General features: G+C 74.2%; 22 protein-coding genes and 1 pseudogene. 14 read left to right on the top strand and 9 right to left on the bottom strand.

From position 1 onward, the window contains the following. Nucleotides 1-23 precede the first annotated feature (23 nt). From ACN6LD_RS08170 to ACN6LD_RS08155, 4 genes are all read left to right on the top strand, one after another. Nucleotides 24-1,457 (top strand): MFS transporter, encoded by a 1,434-nt coding sequence (locus tag ACN6LD_RS08170; RefSeq protein ID WP_319197481.1) that lies wholly within the window; start codon nucleotides 24-26, stop codon nucleotides 1,455-1,457. Nucleotides 1,458-1,531: 74 nt separating this feature from the next. After that, a complete protein-coding gene (locus ACN6LD_RS08165; protein WP_319197483.1) occupies nucleotides 1,532-2,044 on the top strand; it encodes a DUF2771 domain-containing protein in 513 nt (170 codons plus the stop codon). A 23-nt stretch (nucleotides 2,045-2,067) separates the two neighbouring features. Next, complete coding sequence (locus tag ACN6LD_RS08160) at nucleotides 2,068-2,775, top strand: futalosine hydrolase (protein WP_445042794.1); 708 nt, start codon at nucleotides 2,068-2,070, stop codon at nucleotides 2,773-2,775. Beyond that, nucleotides 2,762-3,667 (top strand): 1,4-dihydroxy-6-naphthoate synthase, encoded by a 906-nt coding sequence (locus ACN6LD_RS08155; RefSeq protein WP_445042793.1) that lies wholly within the window; start codon nucleotides 2,762-2,764, stop codon nucleotides 3,665-3,667. The genes ACN6LD_RS08160 and ACN6LD_RS08155 overlap by 14 nt, the downstream gene beginning before the upstream one ends. A gap of 19 nt (nucleotides 3,668-3,686) precedes the next feature. On the opposite strand, the gene ACN6LD_RS08150 is transcribed toward ACN6LD_RS08155, so the two are convergent. Beyond that, complete coding sequence (locus tag ACN6LD_RS08150) at nucleotides 3,687-4,070, bottom strand: cold-shock protein (protein WP_319197487.1); 384 nt, start codon at nucleotides 4,068-4,070, stop codon at nucleotides 3,687-3,689. 506 nt (nucleotides 4,071-4,576) lie between these two features. Between ACN6LD_RS08150 and ACN6LD_RS08145 the strand changes: the two genes are divergently transcribed. After that, a complete protein-coding gene (locus tag ACN6LD_RS08145) occupies nucleotides 4,577-4,828 on the top strand; it encodes a hypothetical protein (protein ID WP_319197488.1) in 252 nt (83 codons plus the stop codon). Here the strand turns inward: ACN6LD_RS08145 and ACN6LD_RS08140 are convergent. Together ACN6LD_RS08140 and ACN6LD_RS08135 are read right to left on the bottom strand one after the other, a co-directional pair. Then, entirely contained in the window at nucleotides 4,825-5,463 is a 639-nt protein-coding gene (locus ACN6LD_RS08140) for an HAD family hydrolase (RefSeq protein WP_445042792.1), read from the bottom strand. The two genes, ACN6LD_RS08145 and ACN6LD_RS08140, sit on opposite strands and share 4 nt — an antisense overlap. An 88-nt stretch (nucleotides 5,464-5,551) precedes the next feature. After that, nucleotides 5,552-6,670 carry a hypothetical protein gene (locus ACN6LD_RS08135; RefSeq protein WP_445042791.1) on the bottom strand — a complete coding sequence of 373 codons (1,119 nt, stop codon included), beginning with the start codon at nucleotides 6,668-6,670 and terminating at the stop codon, nucleotides 5,552-5,554. Between the two features lie 79 nt (nucleotides 6,671-6,749). Here ACN6LD_RS08135 and ACN6LD_RS08130 point away from each other — a divergent pair, with 79 nt between their 5' ends. After that, nucleotides 6,750-9,389, top strand: a complete 2,640-nt coding sequence (locus tag ACN6LD_RS08130; protein WP_445042790.1) for a helicase-associated domain-containing protein — start codon at nucleotides 6,750-6,752, stop codon at nucleotides 9,387-9,389. 205 nt (nucleotides 9,390-9,594) lie between these two features. On the opposite strand, the gene ACN6LD_RS08125 is transcribed toward ACN6LD_RS08130, so the two are convergent. Further along, on the bottom strand, nucleotides 9,595-10,149 hold the full coding sequence (locus ACN6LD_RS08125) for a hypothetical protein (RefSeq protein WP_319196884.1): 555 nt from the start codon (nucleotides 10,147-10,149) through the stop codon (nucleotides 9,595-9,597). Nucleotides 10,150-10,342: 193 nt separating this feature from the next. Between ACN6LD_RS08125 and ACN6LD_RS08120 the strand changes: the two genes are divergently transcribed. Next, nucleotides 10,343-11,989, top strand: coding sequence for a DNA repair helicase XPB (locus ACN6LD_RS08120; RefSeq protein ID WP_445042789.1), 1,647 nt, complete (start codon nucleotides 10,343-10,345; stop codon nucleotides 11,987-11,989). Nucleotides 11,990-12,180: 191 nt separating this feature from the next. Here ACN6LD_RS08120 and ACN6LD_RS08115 read toward each other — a convergent pair whose 3' ends face one another. Then, nucleotides 12,181-12,360: a hypothetical protein gene (locus ACN6LD_RS08115; protein WP_199863795.1), complete on the bottom strand. Its 180-nt coding sequence runs from the start codon at nucleotides 12,358-12,360 to the stop codon at nucleotides 12,181-12,183. 359 nt (nucleotides 12,361-12,719) lie between these two features. Between ACN6LD_RS08115 and ACN6LD_RS08110 the strand changes: the two genes are divergently transcribed. After that, nucleotides 12,720-14,684, top strand: a complete 1,965-nt coding sequence (locus ACN6LD_RS08110; RefSeq protein ID WP_319196887.1) for a HelD family protein — start codon at nucleotides 12,720-12,722, stop codon at nucleotides 14,682-14,684. Nucleotides 14,685-14,817: 133 nt separating this feature from the next. Here the strand turns inward: ACN6LD_RS08110 and ACN6LD_RS08105 are convergent, their stop codons facing one another. After that, nucleotides 14,818-15,570: a copper homeostasis protein CutC gene (locus ACN6LD_RS08105; protein ID WP_445042788.1), complete on the bottom strand. Its 753-nt coding sequence runs from the start codon at nucleotides 15,568-15,570 to the stop codon at nucleotides 14,818-14,820. A gap of 136 nt (nucleotides 15,571-15,706) precedes the next feature. On the opposite strand from ACN6LD_RS08105, the gene ACN6LD_RS08100 reads away from it, so the two are divergent. From ACN6LD_RS08100 to ACN6LD_RS08090, 3 genes and pseudogenes are all read left to right on the top strand, one after another. Further along, complete coding sequence (locus ACN6LD_RS08100; protein ID WP_445042787.1) at nucleotides 15,707-16,351, top strand: HD domain-containing protein; 645 nt, start codon at nucleotides 15,707-15,709, stop codon at nucleotides 16,349-16,351. Nucleotides 16,352-16,383: 32 nt separating this feature from the next. Next, nucleotides 16,384-16,878, top strand: a pseudogene (locus ACN6LD_RS08095) (GNAT family N-acetyltransferase); the annotation flags it as partial. A 112-nt stretch (nucleotides 16,879-16,990) separates the two neighbouring features. Then, on the top strand, nucleotides 16,991-17,848 hold the full coding sequence (locus ACN6LD_RS08090) for a hypothetical protein (RefSeq protein WP_319197440.1): 858 nt from the start codon (nucleotides 16,991-16,993) through the stop codon (nucleotides 17,846-17,848). Here ACN6LD_RS08090 and ACN6LD_RS08085 read toward each other — a convergent pair. Both ACN6LD_RS08085 and ACN6LD_RS08080 read right to left on the bottom strand, forming a co-directional pair. Next, entirely contained in the window at nucleotides 17,838-18,191 is a 354-nt protein-coding gene (locus tag ACN6LD_RS08085) for a DUF4031 domain-containing protein (RefSeq protein WP_445042786.1), read from the bottom strand. The two genes, ACN6LD_RS08090 and ACN6LD_RS08085, sit on opposite strands and share 11 nt — an antisense overlap. Before the next feature lie 7 nt (nucleotides 18,192-18,198). Beyond that, nucleotides 18,199-18,597, bottom strand: coding sequence for a hypothetical protein (locus ACN6LD_RS08080; protein ID WP_319197437.1), 399 nt, complete (start codon nucleotides 18,595-18,597; stop codon nucleotides 18,199-18,201). 177 nt (nucleotides 18,598-18,774) lie between these two features. Between ACN6LD_RS08080 and murQ the strand changes: the two genes are divergently transcribed. From murQ to ACN6LD_RS08065, 3 genes are all read left to right on the top strand, one after another. After that, entirely contained in the window at nucleotides 18,775-19,710 is a 936-nt protein-coding gene (gene murQ, locus ACN6LD_RS08075; protein ID WP_445042785.1) for an N-acetylmuramic acid 6-phosphate etherase, read from the top strand. A 16-nt stretch (nucleotides 19,711-19,726) separates the two neighbouring features. Further along, nucleotides 19,727-21,232: a PTS transporter subunit EIIC gene (locus tag ACN6LD_RS08070; protein ID WP_445042784.1), complete on the top strand. Its 1,506-nt coding sequence runs from the start codon at nucleotides 19,727-19,729 to the stop codon at nucleotides 21,230-21,232. A 64-nt stretch (nucleotides 21,233-21,296) separates the two neighbouring features. Beyond that, nucleotides 21,297-21,866, top strand: a complete 570-nt coding sequence (locus ACN6LD_RS08065) for a hypothetical protein (protein WP_319198234.1) — start codon at nucleotides 21,297-21,299, stop codon at nucleotides 21,864-21,866. 37 nt (nucleotides 21,867-21,903) lie between these two features. On the opposite strand, the gene ACN6LD_RS08060 is transcribed toward ACN6LD_RS08065, so the two are convergent. Then, on the bottom strand, nucleotides 21,904-23,031 hold the full coding sequence (locus ACN6LD_RS08060) for an NADH:flavin oxidoreductase (RefSeq protein ID WP_445042783.1): 1,128 nt from the start codon (nucleotides 23,029-23,031) through the stop codon (nucleotides 21,904-21,906). Between the last annotated feature and the right edge of the window lie 35 nt (nucleotides 23,032-23,066).

Below are 23,066 nucleotides of genomic sequence, written 5' to 3'. Positions count from 1 at the left end.
CTTTCTCGGGGCACTATGACGGGGTGGCAGCCGCGAGAACACCCCAGGGCGCCACCGGGATCGGTGCGACGAAGGGGACCAAGGCGAGGAGCAGAGTGAGCGGTTCGGGCCGGATGAGCGGGTCCGTCCGCGCGATCGGCCGTGCCCTGCACTTCCCGTTCACCGGCACCGCCCGCGGGATCAGGAAGGCGACCCACGCGCACGGCGCCGGCGAGTCCGGCCTGGGCAAGCTGATCGAACTGCACGGGGTGAACGGCGCCGGCGACGTCATGATCACCGTCGCGCTCGCCTCCACCGTCTTCTTCTCCGTGCCCACCGACGAGGCGCGCGGCCGCGTCGCCCTCTACCTCGCCATCACCATGGCCCCCTTCACCGTCCTCGCCCCCGTGATCGGCCCGCTGCTCGACCGGCTCCCGCACGGGCGGCGCGCCGCCATGGCCGGCGCGATGCTCGCCCGGGCGCTCCTCGCGCTCGTCCTGTCCGGCGCCGTCGCCACCGGCAGCATCGAGCTGTATCCGGCCGCGCTCGGCGTGCTGGTCTCCTCCAAGGCGTACGGGGTCGTCCGCAGCGCCGTCGTGCCCCGACTGCTGCCCCCTGGGTTCTCCCTCGTCAAAGCCAACTCGCGGGTAACCCTCGGCGGCCTCCTCGCCACCGGCGTCGCCGCGCCCGTCGGAGCGGGGCTGCAGGCGCTCGGTCCCCGCTACCCGCTCTACGGCGCCTTCGTGATCTTCGTCGCGGGGACCTTCCTGTCCTTCTCGCTCCCCCGCAAGGTCGACTCGGCCAAGGGCGAGGACGTGGCCCTGCTCGCCGCCGACGAGCAGCACCTGCACGGCCCGCACCGGCAGCAACTGAAGCGGCCCGGCCTGCGGACCGTCGGCATCGCCGTCACCCACGCCCTCGGCGCCAACGCGGCCCTGCGCTGGCTGTCCGGCTTCCTGACCTTCTTCCTGGCGTTCCTGCTGCGCGAGCACCCGCTCACCGGGCAGAGCGCGGCCGTGTCGCTGGGCATGGTGGCCGTCTCCGCCGGCCTGGGCAACGCGCTCGGCACGGCCGTGGGGGCGTGGCTGCGGTCCAGAGCACCGGAGGTGATCATCGTCGCCGTCGTCGCCGTCGTCCTCGGCGCGACGATCACGGCGGCCGCGTTCTTCGGCGCGTTCCTGGTGGCCTGCCTGGCGGCGGTCGCCGGCTTCTCCCAGGCCCTCGCCAAGCTGTCCCTGGACGCGCTGATCCAGCGGGACGTCCCGGAACTGGTCCGCACCTCGGCGTTCGCCCGCTCCGAGACGATCCTCCAGGTGTGCTGGGTGTTCGGCGGCGCGGTCGGCATCGTCATGCCGCTGAACGGCGCGCTGGGCCTGTCGGTGGCCGCCGTGGTCGTGGCTCTGGGCTGGGTGACCACCGTCCGCGGCCTGCTGTCCTCGGCGCGGCACGGCGGCGGCGCGAAGCCACGCGTGGCGTAACCGCGCGGCGTGACACACAGCCACGCCGCACCCCACGTAAGGGGACGCCCGGGCGCGCCCGATAGCCTTCCGCCATGACCACGATGACCCGCGGCGGAGCCGCTGATGTACCTGGCGCTGTGCGACGCCGCCGCGTCGTCGCCGCCGCCGGCGCCGTTTGTGCCGGACTCCTCGTCCTGTCGGCCTGCGACAAGCCGACGCCGCTGTCCACGATCACCGTCGGCCGTGACTCGGTCAGCGCCGAGGCCACCTGCGGCGGAGAGGGCAAGGCCCTCAAGGCCCCCGATCTGGCGAAGTGCCTCGCGGACAAGGACATCAAGTCCATCAGCGTCGACCCTGACGAGACCGTCCGCTTCGGCGTCGACCCCGACGTGGCCGACAAGCGCTGGACGATCCTGATGAACGGTCAGCCGCTCACCGAGGACAGCGACAAGACCTACCGCACGATCCCGGGCAGCGTGTTCTTCAACGCCCAGTACGGCGCCCAGGGCGACTCCACGCTCGTCACCATCAAGGCGGGCGACGGCAAGAAGCAGAGCCAGGCGGCGACCGGCCTGTGGTCCTTCAAGCTCAAGAAGGACGACTAGTCACGTCCCCCGTACGCGTCCTCGTGGCCACCGCGGTACCCGCCGAGCGGGACGCGGTGGCCCGGGCATGCCCCGAGCCCGGCCGTGAGCTGCACCTGCCCGGCGTCACCCTGCACCGCCTGCAGGGCCCGGGCGGGACCTGTGACCTGCTCGCGGCCGGGGTGGGCCCCGCGCTCGCCGCCGCGTCCGTCTCCGCCGCGCTGACCGCCGCACGGTACGAGGAAGCCCCGTACGACCTGGTCGTCTCGGCCGGCATCGCGGGCGGCTTCGTGCCCGGAGCGCCCGTCGCCTCCCTCGTCGTCGCGGACCGGATCACCGCCGCCGACCTGGGCGCGGAGACCGCGGACGGCTTCCTGCCGGTCACCGAGCTGGGCTTCGGCAGGGTCACCCACGTCCCGCCCCCGTCCCTCGTCCGGGCGGCCGCGGACGCCACAGGAGCCGGCGTCGGCACGATCCTGACCGTCTCCACGGTCACCGGCACCGCGTCCCGGGCCGCGGCCCTGCGCGCGCGCCACCCCCGTGCCCTGGCCGAGGCCATGGAGGGCTTCGGGGTCGCCGAGGCGGCCGACGCGCACGGCGTCGCCGTCGTGGAGATCCGCGCGGTGTCCAACCCCGTCGGCCCCCGTGACCGGGCCGCCTGGCGCATCGGCGACGCGCTGACCGCGCTGACGACGGCGTTCGGGAAGCTGGCACCCGTCCTCGAGAGTTGGAACCGGCATGACGACCAGTGAGCGGCCCCTGCGGATCGTGTACTCCCCCTGCCCGAACGACACCTTCGTCTTCGACGCCCTGGCCCACGGACGTGTCCCGGACGCGCCCGCGCTCGACGTGACGTTCGCGGACATCGACGTCACCAACGGCATGGCCGAGCGCGGCGAGTCGGACGTGCTGAAGGTGTCGTACGCGGTGCTGCCGTACGTCCTCGACACCTATGCGCTGCTGCCGTGCGGGGGCGCGCTGGGCCGGGGCTGCGGGCCGCTGGTGCTGACCCGCGAGGACCTTGGGGCGGGGACCGGGGCGGGAGCGGGGGACGCCGTGCGGCCTTCCGGCGGCGCCGGACTCAGCGGCCGCACGGTCGCCGTGCCGAGCGAGCGGTCGACGGCGTACCTGCTGTTCCGTCTGTGGGCGGCGGAGCAGGTCCCGGGGGGCGTCGGCGAGATCCTCGTCATGCCGTTCCACGAGATCATGCCGGCCGTGCGGGACGGGAAGGTCGACGCGGGCCTGGTGATCCACGAGGCCCGCTTCACGTACCGGGACTACGGGCTGCACAAGCTCGCGGACATGGGCGAGCACTGGGAGGCCACGACCGGTCTGCCGATCCCGCTCGGCGCGATCATCGCCAAGCGGTCCCTGGGCGCGGAGACCCTCGACCGGCTCGCCGGCTCGATCCGCGCGTCCGTGCGCGCCGCCTGGGACGACCCGGAGGTCTCCCGGCCGTACGTCATGGAACACGCCCAGGAGATGGATCCGTCCGTCGCCGACCAGCACATCGGTCTGTACGTCAACGAGTTCACGGCCGGGCTGGGCGAGGACGGTTACGCGGCGGTACGCGGACTGCTGACCCGCGCGGCGGCCGAGGGACTGCTTCCGCCCCTCGGCCCGAATGCGCTCGACTTCCCCTGAGGGACCGGCGGTTGCCGGCTCAGACGTCCAGCTGGTCGGCGACGGCGCGCAGCAGACCGGCGATCTTCTTGCCGGAGGTCTTCTCCGGGTATCGGCCCTTTTCGAGCATCGGCGTGATGTTCTCGAGAAGGGTGGTCAGGTCCTGGACGATGGAGGCCAGTTCGTCGGGCTTCTTGCGCTGCGCCGCGGCGACCGAGGGAGTCGGGTCGAGGATGACGACGGAGAGCGCCTGGTCGCCACGCTGGCCTGCGACGACGCCGAACTCCACGCGCTGGCCCGGCTTCAGTGCCTCGACACCGGTGGGGAGGACCGAGGAATGCACGAAGACGTCACCGCCGTCGTCGCGGGAGAGAAAGCCGAAGCCCTTCTCACTGTTGAACCATTTGACCTTGCCAGTCGGCAAAGCACACGCTCCCTCGATAGCTGCCGGACTGACACCGGACCCCTTTGAACTGCCGTCGAGACAGCCTACCGGGGCTCTCCCCAGCGCAACACGGGCTTAATCACGCCCGTAAACGAGACTGAGCCGCCACCTGTGCCGGCAGAGACCAAAAGTGGTTGCAGAGGTTCAGCCCTCGCTCAGAGACGGTCGTGCTCACCGCCGTTGACAGCGGAGGCCGGTTCGATCACGTGGTCGACCGACCCGTCTCCGACGGGTCTACGCGTATCCGCCTGCGGCGAGCGCCGGGAGCTGCTGACACACCGTCAATGCCCTTTCGGCCTTTTCGCCGGCCGGTGCGCGCGTAATGCCGACGCGTTTCTCCGGTCCGAAACCGCCTGAGCCCCTCTGCGCCGCCCGACGGCTGGGCCAGACCGCCGAGCGGGGCCCCCGTCACGGCCGCCGAGCCGTGCGCCGGCGCCGGACGCGCCCCCCGGTCGTTCCTTCGGGCGGGGAACTACCCTGGTCGGGTGCGTGACAAAACCCAGACCAATTCCGCCGCTCCCGGTGACCGACTGATCCGTGCCGGGGCCATCGTCTTCTTCGTCGGCGCCGTGGCCACCCTTGTCACGGTCGCCCCGCTGTTTCTCGGCTCGACGCCCTTTCCGACGTACATGTTCGGGCTGAGCATGCTCATGGGCGTCGGATTCCTGATCGCGGGCGCGGGAGTTCTGCGGTCCGTCGCCGCGGGCCGGCGTCAGGCGCGCAGCGCTGCCGGTTAGGAGTCCGCCTCGCCGAGGTGGCCTGCCAGCCAGGCGGGGAACTCGGTGAGGTCGGCGAGCACGACGTCCGCGCCGGCCGTCCGCAGCTCCTGCGCGCTGATCGGGCCGGTCGGCACGGTCACGGACAGGGCCCCTGCGGCGCGCGCGCCGAGGACGTCCCCGATGTGGTCGCCGACATAGACGCTCGCCCCGTGCTCGCGCAGAGCCCGGGCCTTCTGCTCGGCCCACAGGTTGCCGATCACCGCGTCGGGCCGCAGGTCCAGGTGGTCCATGTGCAGCCTGGCGTTCGGCTCCCACTTCGCGGTGACGACGATCGCCCGCCCGCCTACCGCCTGGACCGCCGCGACGGCCTCGCGGGCGCCGGGCATCTCGAGGCTGCCGCCGACCGCGAACGCCGGGTAGAGCTCACGGTAGAGAGCGGCCACGGCGGGTATCTCCCCCGCGGGGAACCAGTTCCCGATCTCCTCCTCCAGCGGCGGCCCCAGTCGCGTCACCACCAGGTCGGCGTCGACGTACGTGCCCGTTCTCGTCGACAGCTCCGCCCAGCAGGCCCGGATGCCGGGCCGGGAGTCGATCAGGGTCATGTCGAGGTCGAAGCCGACGGTGAGGGCGGGAGAGACGGTCATGGGGGCCATTGTGCCGGTGGGCCCGAGCGGCCTCGACCTGCCCGGCCCCGCACGACTTCCGCTGACCGGGGCGGTGCCGGGTCTCTCCGCGCGCTCGTCACCGCTGCCGCTGTGAGCGCCAGGCCAGGAAGAGGGCGGAGGCGACGGCGGCCCCCCGGATGACCCAGGGCCAGGTGTCGGCGATCGCGTCGCTCATGTGCCCCTCGGCGACGGGTGCGCCCCAGCGTCCCTCGGAGCGGCCCCACAGCCAGACGAGTCCGGCGGTGAGCGCGAGGCCGGGCAGCCAGAAGACCGCCGCCTTCGTCTCCCGCTCGGTCAGCCGGCGTGAGGCGTACGCGATGAGCCACCCCAGGATCAGCACGAACCAGTTCCCGAGCGCCGCGCCCGCGACCAGGCAGCCGGCGGCGATCAGGAGCAGCGGGTTGCTCCAGCGGCGGGCCGGTGCGCCGGCGGCCCGGGGGAGGCGCAGCCGACGGCGGCGGGCGGGGGCGGCGGGGGTGTCGCCGTCGAGCGCGGCGTCTTCCTCGACGGCATCGGACTCGTCGTCGGCGTCGTCCTCGGGCTTTCGGCGCGGCGGCGGCTTGAGCAGGTCGGGGATCTCGACTCCGCCGACGAACCCGGGAATGTCCTCGCCGGGACCGAACGGGGTCGGCTCGTTCAGCCACCAGTCGGGGGCTGAGCCGCCGTCGCCCAGTTCGTGCGCGGGCGCGCGGTGCGGCGGGGACGCCGCGTCGGAGGGGACGTCGGCGGGCGACGGAGCGCCGGTGCGCGGGCGTGGCACGATCCGCCGGATCCCCTTCGGCCGCTCAGGCCGGCCGGCCTGCTCCGACTGCTCCGGCTGCCCCATGGGTTCCGGCTGTTTCTCCTGCCTCGGCCGTCTCTGTTGTTTCTGCTGCCTCGCCTGTCTCTCTTGCCTCGCTCGGTCCCGCTGCGCGTCGCCGTCCCGCTGGACGGGCACGGAGGGCGTCGGCGTCTGCGGCACGCCGCCGCCCTCGGCCGCGGCGGCCACGAGATCGTCGGGGCTGCCGAGACGGTCGATGATGCGACGGACGGCGGCGGGCGAGTCGACGGGCGCCTTCGCACGGCGCCGTTCGATCTCGTTGCGCAGCTCGGAGACGAGCCGCATCCGGGTGGCCGACGACAACTGGCGCTGCTGTGCGACGTCGCCGACGCGGCTCAGATACTCGTAGACGACTTGGTCGCTCTCGATCCCCACGCCGAAGACGCTAGTGCATCGGGGCCCGCGGACCCGGGGACGGCGGCTCCCGAGAGCGTCAACCGCTACCGTGGGCAGAATGAGCACCGAGGACCAGTCGGCCCCCCGGTCCCTCGCGGAAGCGCTCCGCGCCCGGGACGACGCTTCCCTGGCCGCGCTGCTGCGCGCCCGCCCCGACCTCATCACTCCGGTCCCCACCGACCTCACGCAGCTCGCCACCCGCGCCGGCACCCGTGCCTCCGTCGTCCGCGCGCTGGAGCGGCTCGACCGGTTCGTGCTGCAGACGGCGGAGGCGCTGGCCGTGGCCGGCGATCCGGCGACCCGCGAGGAGCTGTTCGGTCTGATGGCGGGGGACGCCGGCGATCCGGCCGTGGTCGCGGCCCTCCCGGCGGCGTTGGCCGCCTTGCGCGAGCAGGCACTGGTGTGGGGCGCGGACGACCGTCTGCGGTTGGTGCGCACCGCCCGTGAGCTGCTGGCGCCGTCCCCGCAGCACCCGTCGCCTACGGGGCTCGGGCCGAGTGTGCGGGAGGCGACGGCGGGCATGTCGCCGGGCCGGATCCAGGAGTTCGTGGCGACGGTCGGACTGCCGTCGACGCACGACTCGGTCTCCGCCGTGGGCGCGCTCACCGCTCTGTTCACCCATCGCCGGAAGATGGCCGCACTGCTGGCCGGGGCGCCCGCCGAGTCCCTCGAGGTGCTGGAGCGGCTGGTGTGGGGGCCGCCGTACGGTCAGGTCACGGCCGAGCCGGCGGCGCGGCTGCGCTGGCTGCTCGACCGCGCACTGCTGCTGCCGACGGCGCCCGGGACCGTCGTCCTGCCGCGTGAGGTCGCCCTGCATCTGCGCAAGGGCCGCGCGCACCGGGCGCCCGAACCGGCGCCGCCGGCCGTGGAGCCGCTCGTGGTGCACGCGCCGCAGGTGGTGGACGCGACGGCGGCCGGTCAGGCGTACACGGCGCTGGCGACGGTCGAGGAGCTGCTGAAGGACTGGGACGAGGGCGGGCCCACGGTGCTGCGGGCCGGCGGGATCAGCGTCCGCGACCTCAAGCGGACGGCCGTCGCGCTGGACGTGGCCGAGCCGGTGGCCGCGTTCTGGGTCGAGCTGGCGTACGCGGCGGGGCTGCTCGCCTCGGACGGCGAGGCCGACGAGCGGTATGCGGCGACCCCGGAGTACGACGAGTGGGTGGAGCGGCCGCCGGCCGAGCGATGGTCGCGGCTCGCCGAGGCCTGGCTGGCGGCGACCCGGACCTCGGGGGTCGTCGGCGGCCGGGACATGAAGGAGCGGGCGCTGTCGGCGCTGGGCCCGGGTCTCGACCGGTCCGCCGCGCCCGAGGTACGTCATCGGGTGCTGACGCTGCTGGCCGGGCTGCCCGAGGGCGGCGCGCCGAACGCGGAGGCGGTGCTGGCCCGGCTGCGCTGGGAGCGCCCGCTGCGCGGCGCACAGGGCGGCGCAGCGGGGACGCCGGGTTCGCACGGCGCGCAGACGGCGCCGGGGACGACGGGGTACTCAGGGGCCGCGCAGCCTGCCGCGCAGGGTGACGAGGACCTCCGCTCCCGGCTCGCCCGCTGGGCTCTGGCCGAGGCCGAGCTGCTGGGGGTGACCGGCCGGGGTGCGCTGTCGGCGCACGGGCGCGCCCTGCTCGGCGGCACGCCGCCCGCCGTCCGCGCCGCGCGGGCCGGCGGGGCCGCCGCTCCGGCCGGCCCCGGCGACAAACTGCCCGCCCATCACCGGACCGCCACCGCCGTCGCGGCCCCGCTCTCGCCGCCCGAGCAGGCCGTGGCCGCGGCGGCCGCCGCCCGGCTGCTCGCCCCGCTGCTGCCGGAGCCGCTGGACCACGTCCTGCTCCAGGCGGACCTGACGGCGGTCGCCCCGGGCCCGCTGCGAAGGCCGCTGGCCGACGTGCTGAGCGTCCTCGCGGACGTCGAGTCCAAGGGCGGCGCGACCGTCTACCGGTTCACCCCCGGGTCCGTCCGGCGCGCCCTGGACGCCGGGCGCAGCGCCTCCGACCTGCACGCGTTCCTCGCCGAGCACTCCCGTACGCCGGTGCCGCAGCCGCTGACCTATCTGATCGACGACGTGGCGCGCCGGCACGGCCATCTACGGGTGGGCGCGGCCTCGGCGTACGTCCGCTGCGACGACGAGACGATCCTGAACGAGATCCTCGCCGACAAGCGTGCCGCCGGACTGCGGCTGCGCCGCCTGGCTCCGACGGTGCTGGCGGCGCAGGCCGACCCGGCGACCCTTCTGGACGGGCTGCGCGCGCTGGGCTTCGCGCCCGCAGCCGAGTCCGCCGAGGGGGACGTCCTGATCACCCGCGCGCTCGCCCACCGCACGCCGCCCCGGACGGCACCCGAGCCGGTGCCGGAGGGGCCGCCGGTTCCCGACGGCACGCTGCTCACGGCGGCGATCCGGGCCGTCCGGGCGGGTGACGCGGCCGCGACCGCACCGCGCAAGGCGACGGAGGACGCCGCCCCGCTCGCGCCGGGCGAGCTGCCCCGCACCAGTTCCGCCGAGACGCTGGCCACCATGCAGGCTGCCGTTCTCACGGGCGGGGCACTGTGGATCGGTTACGTCAACGCGGAGGGTTCGGCCAGTCAGCGAGTCATCGCCCCGGTGCGGGTGGAGGGCGGCTTCGTGACGGGGTACGACCACACGGCGGACGAGGTCCGCACGTACCCGCTGCACCGGATCACCGGGGTGGCGGAGCTGGCGGACGACTGATCCGCGGTTTCGACGGCGGCTCGCAGTCCGTCGCGGACGGCCTCCCATCCGGCGAGCGACGACCGTCGCAGCGCAACCGCCGCCGGACGCATCCGTCGCGGCGCAGCGGTCCCGGCGGCCTGTCGCGGCGCAGCAGTCCCGGCGGGCGTCGCGGCTCAGCACTCCGACGGCCGTCGCGCTCGGCAGTCTCCCGCGGGCGTCGCGCTCAGCAGTCTCCGACGGAGGCGTCCGGCGGCAGGCCGAAGTGGGCGCGGGCCGCGGACTCCAACGCGGCGGACGGCATCGGCTCGTGGAGGGAGGACCGGGCGAGGACGCCGAAATGGGCCTTCGTCCACCGGCCGTAACCCTCTCCGTCCGGCGGCTCCTCCCGGGAGACGACCCGGTAGCCGCCGTCGGCCGCGGCGTCCCGCTGGAGCCGTACGACCTGCGGGTACTGCCCGGCGCCGCACTCCACGAGGCTCCGGTCGTGGACTCCGTACTCGATGCACAGCGTGTTGACGCCGGCCCGTATCTCGCCCGCGTGTTCCTCCAGTTCGAGGGCCTCCGCCCGGCAGAACCAGCGTGCCCTCCACGCGGGCACGGTCTCGCCGTATCCGTTCCCCCGCGAGTCCGCCGCCACGCGGGCCTCGATCACCGGCCGCACCTCCGCCCACAGCGCCTCGTCGACCCCGGCCGGCCACATCACCCAGGTGCCGGTGGCGGCCAGCACCGCCGCGGCTCCGACGCCGACCGCTCCTCTGCGGAACGACAGGACCGACATACCGTGATTCTCCTCACCGCGTCGCGCCCGCCGCGCCTGCTCGCCCGGTCAGACCCACGGAGGGCGCGCAGGGTTGCCCGCGCCCCGGGACCGGCCGGACGTCCGCGGGCACAGCTGCCGCCTCCGCGGCACTCCGTCGCGGCACGTCGTACGGCACACTGGAGGTTTGGCCGGTGCGGAAGGGATGGCGTACGTGAACGGACCGCTGATCGTCCAGTCGGACAAGACTCTGCTCCTGGAGGTCGACCACGAGCAGGCGGACGACTGCCGTCGCGCGATCGCGCCCTTCGCCGAGCTGGAGCGGGCGCCGGAGCACATCCACACCTACCGGGTGACCCCGCTGGGCCTGTGGAACGCGCGGGCGGCCGGGCACGACGCCGAGCAGGTCGTGGACGCGCTCGTGCAGTACAGCCGCTACCCCGTGCCGCACGCGCTGCTCGTCGACGTCGCGGAGACGATGGACCGGTACGGGCGGCTGACGCTGAGCAAGCATCCGGCGCACGGGCTGGTGCTGACCACCACTGACCGGCCGGTGCTGGAGGAGATCCTGCGCTCGAAGCGCGTCGCGCCGCTGGTCGGGGCCCGGCTCGATCCGGACACGGTCGTCGTGCACCCCTCCGAGCGGGGACAGATCAAGCAGACGCTGCTGAAGCTGGGCTGGCCGGCCGAGGACCTCGCGGGGTACGTCGACGGCGAGGCGCATCCCATCGAGCTCGCCGAGGACGGGTGGGCGCTGCGCCCGTACCAGAAGCAGGCGGTGGAGAACTTCTGGCACGGCGGCAGCGGGGTCGTGGTCCTGCCCTGCGGTGCGGGCAAGACCCTGGTCGGGGCCGGGTCGATGGCGCAGGCGAAGTCCACGACGCTGATCCTCGTCACGAACACGGTGTCGGCCCGGCAGTGGAAGCACGAGCTGGTGAAGCGGACCTCGCTGACCGAGGAAGAGATCGGCGAGTACAGCGGGACGCGGAAGGAGATCCGCCCGGTCACCATCGCCACCTACCAGGTGCTGACGACCCGGCGGAAGGGCGTCTACCCGCATCTGGAGCTGTTCGACTCCCGGGACTGGGGCCTGATCGTCTACGACGAGGTGCATCTGCTGCCGGCACCCGTCTTCAAGTTCACCGCCGACCTGCAGGCGCGGCGGCGGCTCGGTCTGACGGCGACGCTGGTCCGCGAGGACGGCCGTGAGTCGGACGTGTTCTCGCTCATCGGGCCGAAGCGGTTCGACGCGCCGTGGAAGGAGATCGAGGCGCAGGGCTACATCGCGCCCGCCGACTGTGTGGAGGTCCGGGTCAATCTCACGGACTCGGAGCGCCTCGCGTACGCGACGGCCGAGGCGGAGGAGAAGTACCGCTTCTGCGCGACGACGGCGACGAAGCGGAAGGTGACGGAGGCGCTGGTGCGGCGGTTCGCCGGGCAGCAGATCCTCGTCATCGGGCAGTACATCGACCAGCTCGACGAACTCGGCGAGCATCTGAACGCGCCGGTCATCAAGGGCGAGACGTCGAACGCGCAGCGCGAGAAGCTCTTCGACGCCTTCCGGGAGGGCGAGATCAGCGTGCTGGTGGTGTCGAAGGTCGCGAACTTCTCGATCGACCTGCCGGAGGCGACGGTGGCCATCCAGGTGTCGGGCACCTTCGGGTCCCGGCAGGAGGAGGCGCAGCGTCTCGGCCGGGTGCTGCGTCCCAAGGCGGACGGGCATCAGGCCCACTTCTACTCGGTGGTGGCGCGGGACACCATCGACCAGGACTTCGCGGCGCACCGCCAGCGGTTCCTGGCGGAGCAGGGCTACGCCTACCGGATCATGGACGCGGACGAGCTGCTGGCGGAGGAGGCCTGAGGGTCCCGGCGCCGCACGCGACCGGAAGGTCGTGTCCGCCCTGGGGCCGGGGCAGTGTGAGCACCAGGGACAGCACGGCGGCCGACGGCGGGCATTGAGCGGCGGGCATTGAGCGGCGGGCATCGGGCATCGGCTCGGGTACCGATGCGGTGCGCCCGCGGGTGGTCGGGCCGGGTCCGGGACACGGCGTCTCACCTGCGGCGGACGCCGGCCTCCTCGCGGTACTCGCCGAGGACGATCACGTCGAAGGCGGCGCCGACGAACACCTTCACCGCGCGCAGGGCGTCGCCGAGGCGGTGGCGGTGGTGGTCGGACAGGGGGGTCGCGCCGGACGGGCGACCGGGGGCCGGGGTGATGGTCGCTGCACTCATGTCTCCATGGTGCGCGCGGGGGCATAAGGGGGGCATCGGTCCCAGGTCCCCATTCGGCGTACTCCCTGGGTACACCTGTGAGCGGGGGTGTCCCCTACGGGACGGAGGCGCGTCCCTCAGGGGTGCCGGGTAAATGCGTTGGCGCGCGTTCGGCGGCTCACCTAGAATCTCCGCTCTTGCCCGCCTCCCCTCGGAGCGCCGCCGTCCGGACGGAAACCGGACGGCAATCGCCGTAGCCCACCCCCAGCCGGCCCGGAGGCACCCCCTTGTCCACGCCGCCCTCGTCCCGCACGTCCGTCGACGATCCCCTCGCCCGCGAACGCGGCCATCTCGCCTCCTCCCGGGCGGCCCTGCGCGCGATGCGGGAGGACGTCGAGTCCCTCGACATCAGCGACGTCACCGCGAATTGGGTCAACGCGCAGATCCTGGAGCGGCAGATCGGGGAACGGATCAAGGCGCTGGCCGATCTGAGCGACACCCCGCTGTTCTTCGGCCGTCTCGACTATCTGCACGCTCCCGGCGCGGACCGGGCGGAGGGCGCGGAGGGGGAGAAGTTCTACATCGGGCGTCGCCATGTGCACGACGGCGACGGCGACCCGATGGTCATCGACTGGCGTGCGCCGGTCTCGCAGCCGTTCTACCGGGCGTCGAAGAAGGATCCGCTGGACGTCGGGCTGCGCCGCCGCTTCGGCTACACCCGCGGGGACATCACGGCGTACGAGGACGAGCACCTGTCCGACCCCACCGAGGCCGCCGCCACCAGCAAGCTGCTCCAGCAGGAGATCGAGCGGCCGCGTGTGGGCCCGATGCGGGACATCGTCGCCACCATCCAGCCCGAGCAGGACGAGATCGTGCGCAGCGGGCTGGGCGGCACGGTGTGCGTGCAGGGAGGGCCGGGGACCGGGAAGACGGCGGTCGGTCTGCACCGGGTGGCGTATCTGCTGTACGCCCACCGTGAGCGGCTCGCGCGCACCGGCACGCTGGTCATCGGGCCGAACAAGTCCTTCCTCCACTACATCGAGCAGGTGCTGCCGGCGCTGGGCGAGCTGACGGTCCGCCAGGGCACGGTGGACGACCTGGTGGCCCATGTGGAGGTGCGGGGCGCGGACGACGCGGCGGCGGCGCTCGTCAAGGGCGACGCGAGGATGGCTCAGGTGCTGCGGCGGGCCGTCTACGCGCAGGTGCGGATGCCGGCCGAACCGGTCGTCGTGGTGCGCGGGTCGCGGCGCTGGCGGGTTCCGGCGTACGAACTGGAGGAGATGGTGCGGGAGCTGCTCGGCCGGGACATCCGGTACGGGGCCGCCCGCGAGGCCCTGCCACAGCGCATCGCGCACGCGGTGCTGGTGCAGATGGAGCGCTCGGGCGAGGCCCCGGACGACCGGGTGCAGGACGCCGTGGCCCGCAACAGCGCGGTGAAGGCGGCCGTGAAGGAGGTCTGGCCGGCCGTCGACCCGGCGAAGCTGGTGCTGCGGCTGCTGACGGACGCGGAGTTCCTCGCCGAGCACGCGGACGGCGTGCTGAGCGAGCAGGAGCAGAAGACGATCCTGGCGGCGAAGCCGGCGCGGTCGGTGAAGGCGGCCAGGTGGTCGGCGGCGGACGCGGTGCTGATCGACGAGGCGAGGGACCTGGTGGAGCGCACGCACTCGCTGGGCCATGTGGTCCTCGACGAGGCGCAGGACCTGTCGCCGATGCAGTACCGGGCGGTCGGCCGCCGTTGCTCGACGGGGTCGGCGACCGTGCTGGGCGATCTGGCGCAGGGCACCACCCCGTGGGCGACCCGGAGCTGGGAGGAGGCTCTCGGGCACCTCGGCAAGGCGGACGCGGTGGTCGAGGAGCTGACGGCCGGATTCCGCGTGCCGACGGACGTGATCGTCTACGCCTCCCGGCTGCTGCCGCACATCGCGCCGGGCCTCGCCCCCGTCGCGTCGGTCCGTGAGAACCCCGGCTTCTTCGACCTCCGGGAGGTCGCGGACACCGCGGATGTCGTCGCGGCCTGCGAGGAGATGCTGCGCAACGAGGGCTCGACGGGCCTGATCGCGGCCGACGCCCGGGTCCCGGCGCTGGCCGAGGCGCTGGCTGCGGCGGGCGTCGGGTGGCTGTCCCCGGGTGAGGAGACGACGGCCGAGACCCGCCTCACCCTGGTCCCGGCGTCGCTGGCCAAGGGTCTGGAGTACGACTACGTCGTCCTGGACGAACCGCAGGCCGTGGTCGACGGGGAGCCCGACGAACGGACGGGCCTGCGCCGGCTGTACGTGACCCTGACCCGAGCGGTCTCCGGCCTCCTCGTCACCCACACCGCCCCGCTGCCCCGACAACTCGCCTGACCGGAGCCCCGTCCCGCCCGGGCCTCGCAAGGCGCGGCGACGTCGCGGACGCCGCGTCGGGGAGCGCACCGCGCGCAGCCCCGGCACCAGGGCCAGGGCTGCGTGCGGGTCGCCCGGCCCGGTCTGCCCCGCCCTACCCGCCCTGGCCCTGCCCTGCGCGAGCCGCCGGCTCGGGGTGGGCCGCCGGCTCGGGGCGCCCGCCGTCCACGGCACTGCGCCACTCGCGGACGGCGTGTGCCGACACCGGGCCGGACCAGCCGTGCGGGCGGGCCGCGCCGCCGATGTGGAACGCGTCGATCCCGGCGGTCCGCAGCCGTGGAAGGTGGTCGAGGCGCAGGCCGCCGCCGACGAGGAGGCGCTGTTCATAGCCCTGTTCGCCGTGCCGGGCGGCTTCGGCGAGCAGGGTGGGCAGGCCCGCGTCGACCCCGGCCGGGGAGCCGGCGGTGAGGTAGGCGTCCAGTCCGGGCAGGCCGTCCAGCTGTTTGCGCAGGGCGTCGCGGTCGGCGGCGTGGTCGAGGGCGCGGTGGAAGGTCCAGCGGCAGCCGTCCAGCTCGGCGACGATCCGCTCGACCGCGGGAAGGTCCACCGCGCCCTCCGCGTCGAGGAAGCCGAGCACGAACTCCTGCGCGCCGGCCGCCCGCAGGTCGGCTGCGGCGCGCACGAGGCGGTCGACGTCCCCGGCCGCGAAGCCGTCGGACAGCCGCAGCATGACGCGCAGGGAGAGGTCCACGGCGGCTCGGACGGCGGCGAACACCGCGACCGGCGGGGTGAGCCCGTCGGCGGCCATCTCGGTGACCAGCTCGAGGCGGTCCGCGCCTCCGGCCTGGGCGGCGACCGCGTCCTCGACGTCGAGGGCGATCACCTCCAGAACTGCACGCTTGCTCATGGGTCCCCATTCGTCGGCGTTCATCGGCGTACATCGGCGTACATCGGCGCCGTCGGAGTTCGTCGGCGGTCCGCACCCGGGCACTTATAGGTCTAGTCCAATTTAAGAATACGCCGGTCGGCGGGACAATGAGGCCATGGCCGATCTCGACGCGCTGCGCACCCGTTTCAGCCACGCACTGGAAGGGGTCCGGGGCCCGGGCGGCGGCCCCGACCCCGCGCCCTACGCCGACGCCCTCCTCGCCCGCTGGCAGGAGCCTCAGCGCCGCTACCACACGCTGACCCATCTCACCGACGTCCTCGACCGCGTCGACGTCCTCCAGAAGCACGCCGCCGACCCGGACGTCGTCCGGCTGGCCGCCTGGTTCCACGACGCCGTCTATCTCCCCGACCGCTCCGAGAACGAGGAGCGCTCCGCCCGTCTCGCCGAGCGCGCCCTCGCCGAGGCCGGCGCGCCCGCGGAGAAGACGGCCGAGGTCGCGCGGCTCGTCCGGCTCACGGTCACCCACGACCCGGCCGACGAGGACCCCGACGGCCGGGTGCTGTGCGACGCCGACCTCGCGGTCCTCGCCTCGCCGCCCTCCGTGTACGCCGCCTACACCGCCGCCGTCCGCGAGGAGTACTCCTTCGTGCCGAACGACGCCTTCCGGGCCGGCCGTTCGGACGTCCTGCGCCGACTCCTCGCCCTCCCCAGGCTGTTCAGGACGCCGTACGGGAGCGACCACTGGGAGGAAACGGCCCGCTACAACCTGCGGGGCGAGCTGGAGCTGCTGGCCTCATGACCGCCGCCGCGCACCTGCCCGCCGCCCCGCGCATCCCCGCCGGGCGTCTCACCCTCGTGGGCGTCTCCCCCACGGTCGCCGCCGGACTGCGGGCGGGCGGCGGCGGGGGCTTCGACTGGCTCGGGGGCGCCCCGTTCGAGGGCACCCGGGACGCCGCCGGAATGCTGGCCACCGCATACGCGGCCGGAGTGCACCGCCCGGAGTTCGGCCTGTACGTCCTCGTACGGCGGTCGGACGGTCTGGCCGTCGGCAGCATGGGCTTCCACGCCGCTCCCGACGACGACGGCCGCACGGAGATCGGCTACGACCTGGTCGAGGCCGCCCGCGGCCGGGGCTACGCGACCGAGGCCCTGCGCGCGCTCGCCGGATGGGCGCTGGCGCGGGACGACGTGCGACGCCTGTTCGCGGTCGTCGAACACGTCAACGCCCCCTCGCGGGCCGTGCTCGAACGGGCCGGCTTCGTCCAGGTCGGCGAAGGCGAGGGGGAGTACGCGTATGAGCTGCGCGGCCGACCGCACCTGACGTAGCCGCGGCCGATCTTCGTCGCTTTCCCTCCCGGCCCACGCCCTCCGCTTCGGATAATTCCGACACGGCCGCGCCGCGCGCGGTCGCGCACGCCGGGGGAAACGGGGGAACGCCATGAGCACGACCGGCCCGTCCACGCCACCGGACCCTCCCGACTCCCACCGGCTGGCCCGACAGAGCGTGCGGTGGGCCATCATCGGGGTCGTCCTCAGCTCGGTGCTCGCCGTCGTGGGCATCTACCAGTCGTCCCACGGGGGCGGGGGCGGCGGAACCGGCGGCTCGAGTTCCAGTTCCAGTTCCGGCTCGGCCTCCGGTTCCGTTTCCGGCGGCGACTCCGCTGCGGGCTCCACGGCGGGCGACGGCGGCACGGACGGGACCACGACGGACGGCGCCGCCGAGGGAACGACCGACGGAACCACCGGCGGGAGCACGACCGGCGGAAGCACGGCCGGCGGCACCTCCGGCACCTCCGACTCCGGCGGGACGTCCGACAGCGGAGGCGCCACCGACGACAGCGCGAGCGACGGGCTGACCGCGGACGAACGCGCCCTGCGCGACACGCTCAACACCGACCAGTGGTCGCGCGACAGCTGCGCGCACACCGAGTGGCGGGGCGCGGACGCCGCCCTGTACTGCACGGTGACCACCGTCGACCAGTACGGCGTCTCGGGCTCCGGCAAGGCGAGCGTCATCATGTACGGGACCAAGTCCGACCGGGACGCCGTCTTCCAGTCCTACGCCGCCCGACTGCAGCCCGGCGACTGCGAGGCGCAGACCAACGCCTACGGCACCTGGCGCGAGAACAACACCGGCGACTCCGCCGGGGACGTCGTCTGCTTCCTGTCGGACACCGGGCAGTACGTCTTCCTCTGCTCGTACTACGACCGGCCCGCGCTGGTCCAGATCAGCGGCCCCGACCACACCAGCCTCGCGGCCTGGTGGCACACCATGGAACCGGTCTTCAGCAGCTGACGGCGCCGTCCCCGCGGCCCACGTCCCCGCGGCCCACGTCCCGGGCGCCGTCACCCCGGCCGCCGCCCACGCCCTCGTCCCGGCCGGCGCCCTTGCGCCGGCGCAGGCCGGACTCCGTCAGCAGCCGCACCACCTCACGGCTGCTCACCTCGACCGCGCCGGCCGCCACCACCTCGTCGTAGCGGGGGGACGGGATGTCGTAGTGGTCGCGTTCGAAGGCCCGCCGCGGGACGCCCAACCGATCGGCGAACGCCTGCAGTTCGGCATACGAGACGTCGCTGACCAGATGCGACCACATGCGGCCGTGCCCCGGCCAGTTCGGCGGGTCGATGTAGACGGTCATGAGCGCCTCACGAGGACGGCCCGCCTCCCATGGCCGACCCCAGCGAGCCCACCGAGGCGACCTTCACCCCGGCCTTGTGGCACACCCAGTGCGGGTCGGGGCCCAGTTCGGGCTCGACGTCGAGGGCGTGCGGGTCGCCGGAACCGCAGACCGGGCACAGCGGCCATCGCCCGTACCGCTCCAGCAGCGCGTCCTGCACGTCCTGGGCCACCAGACCGGCCACGAACGCCGCGCCGTCCGGCCACTGCTCGACCCACCAGCGGCGCTGCACCACCGAGTCCTCGACCATCGACACGACGTCCGCCGCGGCGACCTCGCCCGAGGCCAGGTCGGCGAGCACCAGGGCACGCGCCGTGTGCAACGTCTGTTCCAGGGGGCTGGTGGGATCGGGGCTGGTGGGGTCCATGCCCCCATTGTGCGCACTCCCGACCCGCTCCCGGACAGAAAATGCGATCCATGTGCCGCCCCCGCAGGCCGCGCCGGAGAGCTCCGCGCCCGGTCCGGCCGCGTCGCACGAGGCGTCGGCCCACCGCCGGCGGTAGATGTTGCAGGGCCCCTGCCGACGAGAGAACCGGAAAACGCCATGACCTCCAGTGCCGGCTCCCAGGATCTGCGCACCGCGCTCGACACCCTCACCACCGAGGCCTTCCGCCCCGACCTCGCGGAGATCGACCGCCTCCCCACCCTCGACATCGCCCGGCTGATGAACGCGGAGGACGCCGGCGTCGCCGCCGCCGTGGCCACGCAGCTCCCGCGCATCGCCGCCGTCGTCGACGCGACGGCGACGCGGATGGCGCGCGGCGGCAGGCTGGTCTACGCGGGCGCGGGCACCGCGGGACGGCTCGGCGTGCTCGACGCCTCCGAGTGCCCGCCCACCTTCGGCACCGCCCCCGGCCGGGTCGTCGGGGTGATCGCGGGCGGGCCGCCGGCCATGACCGTCCCGGTCGAGGGCGCCGAGGACTCCCCCGAGCTCGCCGAGGCGGATCTCGCCGCGCTCTCCCTCACCCCCGAGGACACGGTGATCGGCGTCTCCGCCTCGGGCCGCACCCCCTACGCGGTCGGCGCGGTGCGGCACGCCCGCGCCCGGGGCGCGCTGAGCGTCGCTCTGGCCTGCAACACGGGCAGCGCGCTGGCCGCCGCCGCCGAGCACGCGATCGAGGTGGTGGTGGGCCCCGAGCTGCTCACCGGCTCGACCCGGCTGAAGGCGGGCACCGCGCAGAAGCTGGTGCTGAACATGGTCTCGACGATCACGATGATCCGGCTGGGCAAGACGTACGGGAACCTGATGGTCGACGTCCGCGCCTCCAACGAGAAGCTGCGCGCCCGGTCGCGGCGGATCGTCGCCCTGGCGACGGGCGCGTCGGACGACGAGATCGAGGCGGCTCTCGCGGCGGCGGACGGCGAGGTGAAAGCCGCGATCCTGGTGGTGCTTGCGGGGGTGGAGGGGCCGGCCGCCACCCGCCTTCTGGAGGAGTCCGGGGGACATCTGCGCGCCGCTCTCACCGCGGCGGGCCGCTGAGCCGCACGCTCGGGGGGTGCGCATCGACTCCTCCTCCACAGCCGCCGCGATCCTGCCCCTGGTGGGCGGCCCCGCGAACGTCCTGTCCGTCGCCCACTGCATGACCCGGCTGCGACTGGACCTCGCCGATCCGTCCCGGGCGGACGAGGAGGCGCTGCGGGCGGTGCCCGGGGTGCTCGGGGTCGTGGTGGCCGACGGCGCCTTCCAGGTGGTCCTCGGGCCTGGCGTGGTGACGCGGGTGACGGCCGACTTCGAGAAGCTGACGGCCGCACACCGGCTGGCGGCACGCGGCGCCGGACTGAAGGCGCGCCGGCGCGAGCGCGACGCGACCCCGCTGAAGAGCGCCCTGCGCCGCCTCGCCGCGGTCTTCGTCCCCCTCGTCCCGGCCCTCGTCGGCTGCGGGGTCCTGGCCGGCGTCAACGGCCTGCTCCTCAACGCGGGCCTGCTGCCCGGGCTCACGCCGGCGCTGACCGCCGTCGCCTCCGGCTTCATGGCACTGATCGCCGTGTTCGTCGGCCACAACACGGCGAAGGAGTTCGGCGGCACACCGGTCCTGGGCGGCGCGGTCGCGGCGGTCGTCGTGTATCCGGGGGTCGCGAAGGTGACGGCGTTCGGGGTGACGCTCGCTCCCGGCCAGGGCGGCGTCCTCGGCGCGCTGGCGGCGGCGCTGCTGGCGACGTACGTGGAGAAGCAGTGCCGCGGCCGGGTCCCGGAGACGCTGGACGTGCTCCTCACCCCCGCCCTGACGGTCCTGGTCGCCGGTCTCGGCACCCTGTACGGGCTGATGTACGCGGCGGGAGCGGTCTCGGCGGCCGTCGGCACGGCGGCGAACTGGCTGCTGACGACGGCGGGCGCCTTCGCCGGTCTGCTGCTGGGCGGCCTCTTCCTGCCGCTGGTGATGCTGGGCCTCCACCAGGCCCTGATCCCCGTCCACACCACGCTCATCGAGCAGCAGGGGTACACGGTCCTGTTGCCGGTGCTGGCGATGGCGGGCGCGGGCCAGGTCGGCGCGGCGGCGGCGGTGTACGTCCGGCTGCGCGACCACGCGGCGCTGCGGACGACGATCAGGTCGGCGCTCCCGGCCGGACTGCTGGGCGTCGGCGAGCCCCTCATCTACGGGGTGTCGCTGCCGCTGGGCCGCCCCTTCCTCACCGCCTGCGCGGGAGGCGCGGCCGGCGGCGCCTTCATCGGGTTCTTCGCGACGCTCGGCGACCGGGTCGGGGCGACGGCGATCGGCCCGTCGGGCTGGGCCCTGTTCCCGCTGCTGGCGGGCGACCGGGGGCCGGGCGCCACGGCGGCGGTCTACGCGGGCGGCCTGCTGACCGGGTACGCGGTCGGCTTCGCCGCCACCTACGTCTTCGGCGGCGTCCGAGCAGCAGCCGCGGCCCTGTCCCCCACGACCACGGCCACCGCCCTCGACACCGCTCCCCCCGGCAAGCCCGGCCCCCTCACCCCGCCCGACCCGGCCACCGCTACCGCCACGGGCACCGCGACCGCCACGGGCACCCCGCCCACGCACTGAGGCCGCTCCCGCGCACGCCGGCCGGCGAGAGCCGTCGTCCGGCGCGAGCCCTACCCTTGGGGCCATGAACCACGCCCAGCTCACCGCGCTCGGCCGTGCCCTCCGTGTGCTCGGCGAACACGGCGACGCCCTCACCGCCGACACCCCCGACGCCCGGTTGCACGAGGTCAAGGCCGATCTGCGGCGGGCGCTGGAGCTGCTGGACGACAGCGTGGTCGGCGCCGTCCCGACCACCCGCTGTGCCGAACACCCGTACGGCCCGGTCGACCAGGCGGCCGCCGACCTGTGCCTGCTGTGCGAGACGCGCCGCCGGGCGGCCCGGCGCGCCGAGTTCAACGGCCCGCCGCCGCAGGCGCCCCACACCGCTCCCGCCCCTTCGCGGTACGGCACCCGCGCCGACCGCCCGCAGCCCCAGCAGCGCTGGCTGGCGGAGCTGTGGAACGGCCAGGAGTGGCAGCTCTGCGGAACACCGCGGCGGGACCGGCGCGAGGCGGAGCTGTACATCGCCGCCCTGCGCCGCGGGTCCCGTCCCGCGATGGCCTACCGGCTCGTGCACGAGTTCACCGACTACGAGGTCCTGCGGATCTGGGGCACCCCGGTGAAGGTCGACATCGAGCCGCTCGGCAACCTCTGAGCGCCCCGTCTCGCGGGCGGCACAGGCGGGTCGACGCTCAGCTCAGGGTGCGCAGCGCGGCGGCGTCGTAGGGCTTCAGCTCGTCGAGACGGCCGCCGAGCACCTTGGCCGCCCACTCCGGGTCCTGGAGCAGCGCACGGCCGACGGCCACCATGTCGAACTCGTCGCGCTCCAGACGGTCCAGGAGGTCGTCGATCCCCTTGACCGGCGCGCCCTCGCCGGCGAAGCCCCGGAGGAAGTCGCCGTCGAGGCCGACCGAGCCGACCGTGATGGCGGGCTTGCCGGTGAGCTTCTTCGTCCAGCCCGCGAGGTTCAGGTCGGACCCGTCGAACTCCGGCAGCCAGTAGCGGCGGGTGGAGGCGTGGAAGGCGTCGACGCCGGCGGCGGCGAGCGGGGCGAGGAGGGCCTCCAGCTCCTCGGGGGTCTCGGCGAGACGGGCGTCGTAGGCGTCCGACTTCCACTGCGAGTAGCGGAAGACGACCGGGAACTCGGCGGAGACGGTCGCGCGGACGGCGGCCACGATCTCGGCGGCGAACTTCGTGCGGGCCACCAGGTCGCCGCCGTAGGCGTCGGTCCGGCGGTTGGTGCCGGCCCACAGGAACTGGTCGAGGAGGTAGCCGTGGGCGCCGTGCAGCTCGACGCCGTCGAACCCGATGCGCTCGGCGGCGGCCGCGGCCTCGGCGAACGCGCCGATGACGTCGTCCAGGTCGCGCTGGGTCATCGCCTTGCCGGCGCCCTCGGTGCCGTCCAGCCGGATGCCGGAAGGCCCGACGGCGGGCGCGTCCGCGTACGGCGGCTCACCCTGCTTGCGCACCATGCCGATGTGCCACAGCTGCGGCACGATCTTCCCGCCGCCCGCGTGCACGGCCTCCGCGACCTTCGCCCAGCCCGCGAGCTGCTCCTCGCCGTGGAAGCGCGGCACCCGGTCGCTCTGCCCGGCGGAGTCGTGCCCCACGTAGGTGCCCTCGGTGACGATGAGGCCGACGCCGGCGGCGGCCCGGCGCCCGTAGTACGACACGACGTCCTCGCCGGGGACGCCGTCCGGGGAGAACATGCGCGTCATGGGCGCCATGGCGATGCGGTTCGGGACGGTGAGTCCGTTGATGGACACCGGGCGGGCGAGAATCTCGGCGGCGCGCGTGGCGGCGGGCGGGGTGATGCTCACGTGGGGGGCTCCTCGGGACGATGGACCGGTGGGTA

This window comes from Streptomyces sp. SAS_272, assembly GCF_052543235.1.
Note: the sequence above shows the minus strand (reverse complement) of the source record. Positions and strands in the feature narration are given on the sequence as shown.

Coding starts and splice junctions, on each gene's coding strand:
- ACN6LD_RS08100 (WP_445042787.1), top strand. CDS start 15,707: ATGGCCGATCTCGACGCGCTGCGCACCCGTTTCAGCCACGCACTGGAA.
- ACN6LD_RS08090 (WP_319197440.1), top strand. CDS start 16,991: ATGAGCACGACCGGCCCGTCCACGCCACCGGACCCTCCCGACTCCCAC.
- ACN6LD_RS08115 (WP_199863795.1), bottom strand. CDS start 12,360: ATGAGTGCAGCGACCATCACCCCGGCCCCCGGTCGCCCGTCCGGCGCG.
- murQ (WP_445042785.1), top strand. CDS start 18,775: ATGACCTCCAGTGCCGGCTCCCAGGATCTGCGCACCGCGCTCGACACC.
- ACN6LD_RS08105 (WP_445042788.1), bottom strand. CDS start 15,570: ATGAGCAAGCGTGCAGTTCTGGAGGTGATCGCCCTCGACGTCGAGGAC.
- ACN6LD_RS08085 (WP_445042786.1), bottom strand. CDS start 18,191: ATGACCGTCTACATCGACCCGCCGAACTGGCCGGGGCACGGCCGCATG.
- ACN6LD_RS08140 (WP_445042792.1), bottom strand. CDS start 5,463: ATGGCCCCCATGACCGTCTCTCCCGCCCTCACCGTCGGCTTCGACCTC.
- ACN6LD_RS08080 (WP_319197437.1), bottom strand. CDS start 18,597: ATGGACCCCACCAGCCCCGATCCCACCAGCCCCCTGGAACAGACGTTG.
- ACN6LD_RS08165 (WP_319197483.1), top strand. CDS start 1,532: ATGACCACGATGACCCGCGGCGGAGCCGCTGATGTACCTGGCGCTGTG.
- ACN6LD_RS08130 (WP_445042790.1), top strand. CDS start 6,750: ATGAGCACCGAGGACCAGTCGGCCCCCCGGTCCCTCGCGGAAGCGCTC.
- ACN6LD_RS08110 (WP_319196887.1), top strand. CDS start 12,720: ATGCGGGAGGACGTCGAGTCCCTCGACATCAGCGACGTCACCGCGAAT.
- ACN6LD_RS08125 (WP_319196884.1), bottom strand. CDS start 10,149: ATGTCGGTCCTGTCGTTCCGCAGAGGAGCGGTCGGCGTCGGAGCCGCG.
- ACN6LD_RS08155 (WP_445042793.1), top strand. CDS start 2,762: ATGACGACCAGTGAGCGGCCCCTGCGGATCGTGTACTCCCCCTGCCCG.
- ACN6LD_RS08065 (WP_319198234.1), top strand. CDS start 21,297: ATGAACCACGCCCAGCTCACCGCGCTCGGCCGTGCCCTCCGTGTGCTC.